We start from the raw sequence: 11,733 nt of genomic DNA, 5'->3' as shown, positions 1-11,733 counted from the left end.
ACACGATTTAAGTGCGTGTCTTTAAAATGTGTTGGATATTTTAATCCATAACCAATCATCCTATCCATTCCGATATGAGCAGACCATATTAAACCTACCTCTAAAACCACTTCATTTGATAACAATACTCCTAAGATAACAGCTCCAATTGGTAAACTATATGTATGAAATAAATTATAAAGCACGGCACCAACCTTATTATTGAATAAGTAACCAATCATTGATATATCTGGAGCGAATAACAAAACGAAAAATAAAAGCCAACTAAATTGATTATAAGAGTAAAAATAAAGACTCAACAATAGGATAGCTGCCCCTTCTAAGTGTAAAAGAATTTTATTCATACTATTCTCCCTTAATAACTGTAATCTAGCCATTTTGATAACAATCATGAGCATGTAAACCAGAACCTTTAAAATTGTTTTATAGGAAATATGAACAGCGGGCAACGTCAGTGTTCATCCTCGATGAAATGCATTTAGCGAAGGCTGCCTTTCTGCAGGATATCACGATCCTGTTCAACTTTCACATGGACTCAACGAATCTGTTTGTCTTGATTTTAGCGGGGCTGCTCCATTTACAGGCAAAACTACGGTTGAATCAACACCGTCCGCTTCACCAACGAATCATCATGCGATACCAGATGGGGCCTCTTGATAAGGAAGAAGTGGTGGGATATATCGAACACCGCCTGAAACAGGCGGGAGCGAAACACCCGATTTTTACCCAGGCTGCCTTGGAGGCGATCGCCCTGCAGTCGCAGGGGTGGCCGCGGATCATCAACCACCTCGCCACCACTTGCCTGTTATACGGCGCTCAATTAAAAAAACATATGATTGACGAAGACATCGTGCATATGGCAGCCGAAGAAATAGGGTACTGACACAGCAGGGGCTGATCGGCCCCTGCTGTGTTCCATCTCTATCCATTCTCATTCTAGTTGATCATCCGAAATAATGTGCTAACGTTCGGAAATAATTTGAAAAAGGGATTCTGAAATAATGTGCTAATTTACACCCAATCAGAAAAAATATCCTTTCCTTTATAGTGTGTGGAAACATTTGGGGGTTATCAATGGAAAAGTAGCAAAGAATTTAGACGATTTAATTGTTATGGAACTACATTACATGTATAGATAAGCCCTGCTTTAATGGCAGGGCTTCAGCTTGTCGACAAAGTCGACAAGCTATTTTATTATGAGGGTAGTACAGAGTAGAAACGGAGGGAAAGAACGATGCTTTACAATGAAACCATAAGCTGAGACACAAGGAGGCGATAAATAAGTTATACTGAGGACATGGAGAAACGGAATCGATATACAGCAGAATGTAAGACAAAGGTCGTACTGGAAGTGCTGAGGGAAGAGCAGACGGTAAATGAAATGGTCAGGAAGTATGAAATCAGTCCGGTGATATTGAGACGGTGGAAAGGGGAATTTTTGGAGCGAGCCTCCATGGTGTTCGGACGGGAAAGCAAGGCAGCAGAAAAGATGAAAAGGAGCTATGAGGAGAAGCAGGAACAATTGGAGAAGTGGGTCGGCCAACTGACGCTGGAAGTCAATTGGCTCAAAAAAATCTGGCCTCTAAGACGTCCGCAAGAGAGCGGCAAGCGATGGTGGAGAGGGATCACCGGGAGATCAGCATCAAACGCTAGACGGAGCTTTTGGGGATTCACCGTACGAACGTGTACCGGCAGCGAGAGCCGCGGCGGGAAGCGCTGGAGAATGTGCAGTTGATGCATGAGATTGACAAATTGTACACGAAGCATCCGTATTTCGGTTATCGACGGATGACAAGTAACCGGCAAGAACAGGGATGGGACGTGAACCGCAAACGGGTCCGGCGGCTGATGCGTGTGATGGGGATCGAAGCGATCTACCCGGGGCCGAATCTAAGCAAGCGGTACCATGTCCAGTATATACGGTCCTACCTGCTGCGCGGCCTCAACATCAATCGCCTGAATCAGGTGTGGGGAGTCGATATCACGTATCTACGGATGGGCAAGGGGTTTATGTATCTCTTTGTGATTATCTGTAATGCTCCCCATTGTCAAGACACAATTTCGAGAAAAATAAGTGATGTCCTCCTTCAATTGTAATGGGGCGCAGGCGCGATTTAAGCGACCCGCGCATGGACTTCTTCTGGCGTAGCATCCCCCAACGCCTGATGTGGGCGTTCAGTGTGATAAAATCCTAGATAGGCTGTGATGGGTCTACGAAGCGCCCGTGGATTCTCGTATTTATTCCGATAGATCCACTCGTATTTGAGCGAGCGAAAGAAGCGTTCCGTGCGGCTGTTGTCCCGTGCGCGACCTTTGCCATCCATCGACACATTCACGTGATGCTCCGAAAGCAGATCCAAGTAGTCAGGATTCGTAAAATGGCTGCCCTGATCGCTGTTGATGATCTCAGGCTGACAGCGCTCCAGCGCCCGTTTCAGACACGTCAGGACAAAGGCCTTCTCCAACGTGCTGGAAAGCCCGTCATCGATGATTTTGCGGCTGTACCAGTCGATTACAATGAACCCATAGAGTGCGACACAAGGAGGAGATAAATAAGTTATACTGAAGCTATGGAAAAACGGAATCGATACACCGCAGAATTTAAGACGAAGGTTGTCATGGAAGTGCTGAGAGAAGAGCAGACAGTGAATGAGATTGCTGGGAAGTACGAAATTAGTCCGGTGATGCTAAGCCGGTGGAAGGCGGAGTTTGTGGAGCGTGCCTCCATGGTGTTCGGCCGTGAAACCAAAGAAGCCGAGAAAATGAAAAGAAACTACGAGGAGAAGCAAGAACAATTAGAAAAACTGGTTGGTCAACTGACGCTAGAGGTCAGTTGGCTCAAAAAAAAATCTGGCCTCTAAGGTATCGACAAGAGATCGGGAAGCGATGGTGGAACGAGATCATCCAAAAATCAGCATCAAGCGTCAGGCGGAGCTCTTGAGTATCCATCGCACGAATGTGTATCGGCAGCGGGAGCCGAGGCAAGAAACGCCGGAGAATGTACAGCTGATGCATGAGATTGACAAGTTGTATACCAAACATCCGTTTTTTGGCTACAGGCGGATGAGCAGCAAATTGCAGGAACAGGGATGGCGCGTCAATCGCAAGCGCGTTCAGCGGCTTATGCGCGTGATGGGAATCGAAGTGATCTACCCGAGCCCGAACCTGAGCAAACGGTACCATGCCCAGTATATCCGTCCCTACCTGCTGCGCGGGTTGAAGATTGATCGTCCGAACCAGGTCTGGGGCATTGATATTACGTATCTACGGATGGGTAAAGGCTTCATGTATCTGTTTGTGATCATTGACTGGTACAGCCGCAAAATCATCGATTACGAGCTTTCCAGCACGTTGGAGAAGGCGTTCGTGCTGACGTGCCTGAAACGGGCACTGGGGCGCTGTCAGCCCGAGATTATGAACAGCGATCAGGGCAGTCATTTTACGAATCAGGATTACTTGGACTTGTTGATCAAGCACAACGTAAACGTATCGATGGACGGCAAAGGCCGGGCACGGGATAACAGCCGTACGGAACGCTTCTTTCGTTCGCTCAAATATGAGGAAATCTATCTGAATGAGTATGAGAACCCTCGGGCGCTTCGCAAGGCGATTACAGCTTATCTACGCTTTTACCATACCGAACGCCCCCATCAGGCGTTGGGTTACGCCAAGCCGGCAGATGTGTATGCGCGGACTGCTTAACGGCATCCGCTCCCCATTACAATTGAAGGAGGACTTAACTTATTTTTTCCGAAATTGTGTCTTGACAATGGGGGGCATTACAAACTATCGGAGTTTCAATCCCTCATAGTTAAGATAAAAACATATACGGATTTTAGTTTGTTCCCTCTTTTCAACAAGTTTCAATCCCTCATAGTTAAGATAAAAACAGTGTTACGTGGGGTGCGGTTGAGCAGGTAACTAGTCAGTTTCAATCCCTCATAGTTAAGATAAAAACAGGTGATATTGCAGAAGCAGAGGTTTATTGAGGAATGTTTCAATCCCTCATAGTTAAGATAAAAACAAAAGACACCGTTTTGACCGTTAGATATCATGCGAAGTTTCAATCCCTCATAGTTAAGATAAAAACATTCCAACCTTTCTGTCTTTTTTTCTCGTATTCAGCGTTTCAATCCCTCATAGTTAAGATAAAAACTAGCTCACAAAAACAAAACGGACAACTTGTGAAGGAAAGTTTCAATCCCTCATAGTTAAGATAAAAACATTGATGAATACTTTGAAATGTGTGATGAAAAAGGGTTTCAATCCCTCATAGTTAAGATAAAAACATTTTGAGCGAATTGGAATTTAGCTTGGTCAAGGGCGTTTCAATCCCTCATAGTTAAGATAAAAACTCCGGCACGAACTTTTCTTCTTTCATGTACTTAACCTGTTTCAATCCCTCATAGTTAAGATAAAAACCGGCCATCCCTTCGGCTCTATCTAGTAGTTTGGCATGTTTCAATCCCTCATAGTTAAGATAAAAACGCTGCTTCGCAAAAGCGATGCCATTCGGAATATTGGCGTTTCAATCCCTCATAGTTAAGATAAAAACGAAGAAGGTACGGAGTTTATTATGAAGCCATATGAAGGTTTCAATCCCTCATAGTTAAGATAAAAACATGAAAAAGAAAAACCAGTTACAATAGTAGCTGGTGTTTCAATCCCTCATAGTTAAGATAAAAACAGGTGAAAAATTGATGGATGAACAAACAGGAGAAGGTTTCAATCCCTCATAGTTAAGATAAAAACGCTGCATTCACAACTGTTTCAACATCTGATCTATTGTTTCAATCCCTCATAGTTAAGATAAAAACCCAAAAAGTGATGATAAAATCAACGTTTGGAAAATGGATACAATGTCATTATAAACTTATCTTAAAATTCAATCAATCGTTTCTTTTCCATATGGCTGTGGGATTTTTGGCGATTGGCCATGTGTCGTCGATCCCCCGGGGTTTGTGCGCTATTGGAGGTCGACGACAACTCTTTTTCAATAGATTTAGCAAGAAATCGATTGTCTCGCAGCGACGTTTTCCATTCGATCTTTCTGAAATATCAAAGTCGTAGACTGTTTTAAAAGCACGATAGCGGTAGATTCTTTTGCTACCCGATTCATTTGTATGCTTTCCCTATGGCCAATAGAAGCTTTTCGGATAAATGGAGGCAAACAAAGGCGTTCAACGGACAGAAAAAACGGAACAATAATGGAGGAGGGCAGAAAATCAACTTGCCTATAATCAAACAAAAGACAGAAGCCTTATTTCGCTTCTGTCTTTCGCGTGTAGACAAAAGATCAAATCCTATGACTCTTTGTCTACTTCCTTCATATTCTTCTCTATTATTGCGCTATTGATTTCAAAATATGATCAATAATTTGCTCATTCGCGATAATGCCTGTATAGAGCCAGCTTTCATCTGGAGAAAACTCATATACCTTTCCGGCTTTTACAGCAGGTATACTCTTCCATAGCTTGTTATTTAGGATAGGCGAGCCATTCGCTTTGTCGCTATTAACAAGAAATATGTAATCAGCATCTAGCTCCGCTAATTTTTCTAACGAAATTGGATTCCAGTTTGCTGTTCCACTTTCTGAAATTTCTTTTACTACTTTTGGAACTTTTAATCCTAAATCTTCATACATAACGGCACCGCTTGATAGTTTTTCACTTACGACAAAAAAGCTTCCATTGACTAGCCAAATAGCGGCTACAGAAGGATTGCCAGCATCAGCGATTTTCTCTTTTGCTTCTTTGACCTTCGCTTCATAATCATCTAGAAGTTTTTCCGCTTTCTCTTTTTTGCCAAAAATCTCTCCCACACGTAGCAATTCCTCACGCCAATCATTATTTTCTTCTTTACCAATGACATACGTTGGGGCGATTTGGTTATATTGCTCGTACTTTCCGCCTTCCACCATGCTCGCAGAGTCTATGATAATTAAATCCGGCGAAAATTTTTGGACGGCTTCAAATGGCAAATCATATGGAATCGTTGGAACATCTTTTAATTGGTCTTGCAAGTATCCTTGAACGCTTGCGCCGTTATTGACACTCCACTGGGCAACAGGCTTGATTCCCAAAGCGAGTAGCGGGTCTTCAAGATATGAAGCAAGCACACGCTTAGGATTGGCTGGAATCTTCACTTCATGGCCCATTGCATCCGTTAAAATGCGCTCTTTCGGTGTCTCTTCTTTCGCATTGTCTGCAGATTTCCCTGCTGTGTCTTCTTTGGCCGCTCCGCAAGCTGCAAGGGATAAGATCAACAATGCCATCCCAACCAGCTGTGGGAGTTTCCATTTTCTTAATGCACGAACCATTTAAATCCCCCTTAAAATATGATAGAATTCTCTTATTGATATTGATTATCAACATCAATTGAATCATATAATAGATAGATTGTCAATTGCCCGAAAAAAATTAGCATGAAAATAGCCCTTGCATCAGCTTCGCCTTTAAAGTAAGAATAATAGTGTGACCAAATGTTCCAACCCCCAGCATTCTTTTAAACATTTAAAAATTGTAGATAGACAACATTGATTGTCTGAAGACATCGAAGGAACAACACCATCCTTTGGAAAAGCAAACGATGTTTCGAATCAAAGCTGGGCGTTTTCTAAGCGTTCCGTTCATTGTCGTCGCCGAAGGGCGCTTGCTGTCCAATGAATTTGGTATGAATGAGCGACATAAAAGGTTGTCCCATGATGGTTATATATATCCCACTAAAATGATAATGGGACTCATGTTCATATTGATGGGGTTGGTCGATTTTTCGGCAGTCGGTTGGCCGAATCAAGCCGCCATAAGCCTGAAAGCAGCTCTGGCTGAACCTTCTCGTGATGTGCGAATGCGGGACGAAAAAATAAGGATCGTAGCAGAACCAGTTGGATGGTCAAAAATGATTTCTAGCTATCAAAAAAAGAATTCGTATTTTTATAGGAAAAGGAAGTTGTTGGATATGACGATAAAAAACTCGGCACAGTCAACTACAAAAGCTTTGCATAACCATCATCTGTCGGGCATCGCGATTTTGCTGTTCGGTTCCCTTCTATTGCTTTTTTTCATCATCGCTTCTATCCATGTTGGAGCGGCAGATCTCCGCTATTCTACCATATGGAAGGCGTTATTTCATTTTAATAGTGACCATTCTTCTCACGTGATTATTAGGGAGTTAAGACTTCCAAGGGCGATCGCTGCCGTTTTAGTTGGTGCAGCTCTCGCCACCTCTGGGGCGATTATGCAGGGAATGACGCGAAACCCTCTCGCCTCCCCTTCCATCATGGGAGTATCAGCGGGTTCCGCCTTTTTAGTAGCGATTGCGATCGCTTTCCTTCCCGGCATTTCCTATTACGGGCTAATCTTTTTTTCATTCGTTGGAGCCGGTGTGGGAGCGGGACTGGTATTCGGAATTGCTTCTCTGTCTAAGGGAGGAATGACACCGGTAAAACTTGCGTTAGCCGGTTCAGCCATAACAGGCCTGCTTAGTTCGCTATCTACAGCGATTGGAATCAAATATAATGTTTCAAAGGATCTTAGCTATTGGTACGCTGGGGGTGTGGCCGGCGTGCAAATGCAGCACCTGCATTATTTAACTCCTTTTGTATTGGGAGGGCTCATTTTAGCTGTTATCTTGTCCCGTTCGATCACAATTCTTAGTTTGGGAGAAGAAATTTCGAAAGGTTTAGGGCAAAATACACGGATGATAAAGCTTTTAGGGACCATCGTCGTTTTACTTTTAACAGGGGCAGCGGTATCCATCGCTGGAATGATTGGATTTGTGGGTCTTGTGATTCCGCACATCACCCGCTTCTTAACCGGTGCAGACTATCGCTGGATCATCCCGTGCTCTGCGATTCTCGGCGGCATTTTATTAATTGTTGCCGATATTGTCGGACGCATGATCAATCCGCCTTTCGAAACGCCTGTAGGTGCGATCACTGCATTGGTTGGTGTTCCTTTCTTCCTTTACTTAGCGCGTAAAGAAGGGAGAGAGCTATAATGGATCATCTTTTATCCAAAAATCAAAAGAAATTTAAGCTCTTATTATCCATTATGAGTATGTTAACCATTATGATGCTGATTCTTAGCATTAACGCAGGATTTATTAAAATTCCTTTCGATGCCGTATTGGCAACACTGATGGGGCAAGGCACGGAACAAAATGAACTGACCATTTTTCAATTTCGGCTGCCCAGAATCATTCTAGCGCTTTTAGTTGGAGCGGGCATTGCTGTATCAGGAGCCATTTTGCAGGGAGTCTCGCGAAATCCTCTTGCCGATCCTGGAATTATTGGTATCAATTCCGGTGCCGGGTTTACGACCGTTCTTTACATGTTTTTCTTCCAACAGACGGCATTTTTTAAAGGGGCGTTATCGGTATTTATCATGCCGCTTACCGCATTAATTGGGGCGTTCGGAGCGGCTATACTCATTTACATGCTTTCGTGGAAAAATGGCAAAGTCACTCCCGTTCGCTTATTGTTGGTTGGCATCGGCATCAACGCAGCGTTTGGAGCAGGACTCATTATTTTTCAAATGAAAATGGAACCGATCAATTTTATGAAGGCGATTATTTGGCTGTCAGGCACGATTTGGGGAACGAACTGGACATTTGTACTTGCGTTGCTTCCTTGGCTGATCCTATTGATTCCTTATGCGGTCTATAAAGCTCGATTTCTCGATGCATTATCGATGGGGGACGAAATAGCTACCGGCGTAGGCGTTCCTATTGAGAGAGAAAAAAGAAAGCTTCTGATCGTCTCTGTTGCATTAGCCGGGGCTTGCGTGGCGGTCGGCGGCGGCATTACTTTTTTAGGCTTAATCGCCCCGCATATTTCTAGGCTTCTCATCGGCTCGCGAAATGCCAAGCTGCTTCCGCTTACCGCTATCATCGGGGCATTATTGCTGCTATCAGCCGATACGTTAGGCAGAGTCATTATGGCACCTGTGGAACTGCCGGTCGGATTAGTGGTTTCTATTTTAAGTGTTCCTTATTTTATATACTTACTATTGAAAACTGTTTAAAAGTTGCGGTAAGAACGTTTAGATGCTGCTTCAGTAAAAGCGGTTCTATGATGTTCAAAGCATCGTAAATATAAAAAGCCTGCGAACGGTTCAAAACCTTCGCAGGCTTATTTGTTTTATGTTTGATCATTTGTTCGGCCAAATTTTGGCATGGGGATCAAGAAGCCATTTATGCTCTTCCTCTATGATCCGATCTGTCCAAGGATGATGGTCTAGGTGGCGAATCATCCAGCAGAAATACATGGCATAGCCTGGCGCGGTTGCCTGCGGGTGATCCATGCCTCCAGGAATCGTTATATAGCTGTTATGCTCGACACGATAGGCGTGGGGACCGACCATCGCACACCCAAAGCCTGCCGGCTGGTCGAAGCGATAGTAATACACCTCCGGCTGATCATGATGATGGGGCGGATAGCTTGACCAGCGGCCTGGATACGAAATCACTTCACCGATGACCAAATTAGAATAAGGGGCATGATTGTAATCAAAAATGGTGCGGATCACACGCTCGGCCGTTCCGTTCCATACTCCCTCCCCCGCCACTATACTTTCGCAGTCATCTGGGGTATGTAACTTTGGTTCAAAGCTATTGGGATTATCCGTCTTTTGCACAAGCACTTCGCTCTTCGTCCGCGCTGTCACCTTGACCTCTATCCCCTTAGGAACGTGAAGGCACCAAGGAGATTCAGTAAATACGCTGTCGCGCTTGACCTCGCGAGAAAAGCCATTCCATTCCAAACGGACATCCCCTTCCAAAAGAAGAATGGCCGCTTCTTTTTCCTCATCAAAAAGCCTCTCCACTTTGCCAGCAGATAGCACATAAATCCCGATATCCTGTAGCATATCAGGATGCTTGCTTTTCATATCCGTAATCATGGTATATCCTTCTTTTAACTCGCCAAGTTTTTCATACATAGCCCAACAGACCTCCTATACACGTCCAACACTTTGAAACATTCGCATATGGCGCTTCACACTTTCAGCTGCTGCTTCAATCACACGTTCATGATAAGAAAAATAATCGCTAAAAGGGCGACCAGTGTTTACAGCATTTACAACGTTATGAAAGGTTGCCGTTGCCACATTAATCTTTCGGATTCCAAGATTAATACTTTTGCGAAAATCATCCTCAGAAATTCCCGAACCTCCATGAAGCACAAGCGGAATCTCGACCGCTTGATCAATTTCCTCTAGACGATCAAAGCGTAAACACGGATCGCCTTTATACATTCCATGCACATTGCCAATCGCTATGGCAAGTGCATCAATTCCGGTTTCCGCAACAAAACACTTCGCTTCTTCTACAGAAGTAAGCAATATTTCAAGATCAACCGAACCGTCTTCACTTCCGCCTACTTGGCCGAGCTCCGCTTCTACAGTGGCCCCGTACCTTCGAGCAAGCGCCGTCATTTTCTTTGTCTCCGCGATATTTTTTTCGAGTTCATCATGAGAGCCATCATACATAATCGATGTAAAACCGATTTCCAGTGCTTCGCGGATCTTCTCTTCCGTTAAGCCATGATCAAAATGAACCGCTACCGGAATTTGGGCCGCTTTCGCCGCGGCTACCATCATCGGACCAATGATAGACAACGGAGAATGCTTCAGACGCACCTCGGCAATTTGCAAAATAAGTGGAGAACGAAGCTCTTCCGCTGCCCGAATGGCCCCAATGACCATTTCCATATTGGCAACACTAAAAGCCCCAACACCGTAATGATGTTCTTCGGCATGAGTTAAGATTTCTTTCATCCTGACTAATGTCATGATCCCTCTCCTTTTATAAACCGCATGTTTCTCGAATGTACTGCCGGGCTTTTAACGCATACTCCAACGGGTTGGCGACAGATGGATCCTGCTCCGCCTCCACCACCAGCCATCCTTCATATCCGGCGGCAGCTAGTGCCGCAAACACCGGCTGAAAGTCGATCGCGCCATCTCCCGGTACCGTAAACACTCCCGCTTTGACCGCCTGCAAAAAACTCATTTTCCCTTCGCGAACTTTATGGACTATCTCCATTCGTACATCCTTTAAGTGAACATGGTGGATACGATGGATATACTTATTTAAAACATGTAAAGGATCTTCTCCAGAAAACACAAGATGCCCCGTATCATAAAGAAGCGAAACCTTTTGGGGATCTGTTTCCTCCATTAGACGGTCTATCTCTTCCGTTGTTTGGACACCTGTTCCCATGTGATGGTGATAGACGATTTTCATATTTTTCTCCGCTGCCAAGTCGCCAAGACGATGTAAACCGTCCACTAAACAACTCCATTCTTCTTCTGTAAACACCGGTTTGTTTTCAAATAGCGGCGCTTCCATTTGGCCTTGGATACTGTTCCCTTGTTCTGAAACAACGATGACCTTTGCGCCCAGCGCATATAAAAAATCACGATGGGCTTTAAACGCTTCTGCGGTTTCCTGAAATGGTTTAGAGGTTAAAAACGCGCTAAACCAAGCGCTTGCGATCCTTAGTCCCCTTAAATCCAGCGCTTTTTTTAATACTTCTATCTCACGCGGGTACTTATGGCCAACCTCACAACCGATAAAACCGGCAAGCGCCATCTCACTAATGCACTGTTCGAATGGAATATCACCGCCAAGCTCGGGCATATCGTCATTCGTCCAGCCGATCGGCGCAATAGCAAGCTTCACTTTGTTTTCGGTAAACATGTTCTCCTCCTGTTTTCCTCGAATCATTCAAAC

At 44.3% G+C, this 11,733-nt stretch carries 11 protein-coding genes, 1 pseudogene and 1 CRISPR repeat array; of the genes and pseudogenes, 6 read left to right on the top strand and 6 right to left on the bottom strand.

From position 1 onward, the window contains the following. Nucleotides 1-344 (bottom strand): DUF4260 domain-containing protein (locus B6A27_RS14695; RefSeq protein WP_066149111.1); only part of this gene is annotated, 344 nt, incomplete at its 3' end. 89 nt (nucleotides 345-433) lie between these two features. Here B6A27_RS14695 and B6A27_RS19155 point away from each other — a divergent pair. The 3 genes and pseudogenes from B6A27_RS19155 to B6A27_RS19420 all read left to right on the top strand — a co-directional run. Further along, nucleotides 434-883 (top strand): annotated as a pseudogene (locus B6A27_RS19155) (ExeA family protein); the annotation flags it as partial. A gap of 414 nt (nucleotides 884-1,297) precedes the next feature. Continuing rightward, the gene (locus B6A27_RS19425) at nucleotides 1,298-1,735 is read left to right on the top strand and encodes a transposase (RefSeq protein WP_139788132.1); all 438 of its coding nucleotides are present in this window, start codon (nucleotides 1,298-1,300) and stop codon (nucleotides 1,733-1,735) included. Beyond that, complete coding sequence (locus tag B6A27_RS19420; RefSeq protein ID WP_080862468.1) at nucleotides 1,735-2,097, top strand: IS3 family transposase; 363 nt, start codon at nucleotides 1,735-1,737, stop codon at nucleotides 2,095-2,097. The genes B6A27_RS19425 and B6A27_RS19420 overlap by 1 nt, the downstream gene beginning before the upstream one ends. Before the next feature lie 17 nt (nucleotides 2,098-2,114). Here the strand turns inward: B6A27_RS19420 and B6A27_RS14675 are convergent, their stop codons facing one another. Further along, on the bottom strand, nucleotides 2,115-2,519 hold the full coding sequence (locus B6A27_RS14675; protein ID WP_369824186.1) for an integrase core domain-containing protein: 405 nt from the start codon (nucleotides 2,517-2,519) through the stop codon (nucleotides 2,115-2,117). Nucleotides 2,520-2,570: 51 nt separating this feature from the next. Here B6A27_RS14675 and B6A27_RS14670 point away from each other — a divergent pair. Further along, nucleotides 2,571-3,702 (top strand): IS3 family transposase gene (locus tag B6A27_RS14670; RefSeq protein ID WP_458294273.1). Its coding sequence is split into 2 segments (ribosomal slippage): nucleotides 2,571-2,842 and nucleotides 2,841-3,702, totalling 1,134 coding nucleotides; the frame shifts between segments, so codons are not numbered across the junction. 92 nt (nucleotides 3,703-3,794) lie between these two features. Next, nucleotides 3,795-4,817: direct repeats of the CRISPR family, unit length 30 nt; unit sequence GTTTCAATCCCTCATAGTTAAGATAAAAAC. A gap of 524 nt (nucleotides 4,818-5,341) precedes the next feature. Here B6A27_RS14670 and B6A27_RS14665 read toward each other — a convergent pair. Next, entirely contained in the window at nucleotides 5,342-6,319 is a 978-nt protein-coding gene (locus B6A27_RS14665) for an iron-hydroxamate ABC transporter substrate-binding protein (protein WP_080862466.1), read from the bottom strand. A 638-nt stretch (nucleotides 6,320-6,957) separates the two neighbouring features. Between B6A27_RS14665 and B6A27_RS14660 the strand changes: the two genes are divergently transcribed. Together B6A27_RS14660 and B6A27_RS14655 are read left to right on the top strand one after the other, a co-directional pair. Continuing rightward, nucleotides 6,958-7,998, top strand: coding sequence for a FecCD family ABC transporter permease (locus B6A27_RS14660; RefSeq protein WP_080862493.1), 1,041 nt, complete (start codon nucleotides 6,958-6,960; stop codon nucleotides 7,996-7,998). Continuing rightward, the gene (locus tag B6A27_RS14655; protein WP_080862465.1) at nucleotides 7,998-9,023 is read left to right on the top strand and encodes a FecCD family ABC transporter permease; all 1,026 of its coding nucleotides are present in this window, start codon (nucleotides 7,998-8,000) and stop codon (nucleotides 9,021-9,023) included. The genes B6A27_RS14660 and B6A27_RS14655 overlap by 1 nt, the downstream gene beginning before the upstream one ends. Before the next feature lie 126 nt (nucleotides 9,024-9,149). Here B6A27_RS14655 and B6A27_RS14650 read toward each other — a convergent pair whose 3' ends face one another. From B6A27_RS14650 to iolE, 3 genes are read right to left on the bottom strand one after another with little or no spacing between them, the layout of a single operon-like run. Beyond that, nucleotides 9,150-9,938 (bottom strand): 5-deoxy-glucuronate isomerase, encoded by a 789-nt coding sequence (locus B6A27_RS14650; RefSeq protein ID WP_080862464.1) that lies wholly within the window; start codon nucleotides 9,936-9,938, stop codon nucleotides 9,150-9,152. Nucleotides 9,939-9,953: 15 nt separating this feature from the next. Next, nucleotides 9,954-10,790 (bottom strand): class II fructose-bisphosphate aldolase, encoded by an 837-nt coding sequence (locus B6A27_RS14645; RefSeq protein ID WP_080862463.1) that lies wholly within the window; start codon nucleotides 10,788-10,790, stop codon nucleotides 9,954-9,956. Nucleotides 10,791-10,803: 13 nt separating this feature from the next. After that, nucleotides 10,804-11,700, bottom strand: coding sequence for a myo-inosose-2 dehydratase (iolE, locus tag B6A27_RS14640; protein WP_080862462.1), 897 nt, complete (start codon nucleotides 11,698-11,700; stop codon nucleotides 10,804-10,806). Between the last annotated feature and the right edge of the window lie 33 nt (nucleotides 11,701-11,733).

This window comes from Anoxybacillus sp. UARK-01 (genome assembly GCF_002075365.1).
GTDB lineage: Bacteria > Bacillota > Bacilli > Bacillales > Anoxybacillaceae > Anoxybacteroides > Anoxybacteroides rupiense.
Note: the sequence above shows the minus strand (reverse complement) of the source record. Positions and strands in the feature narration are given on the sequence as shown.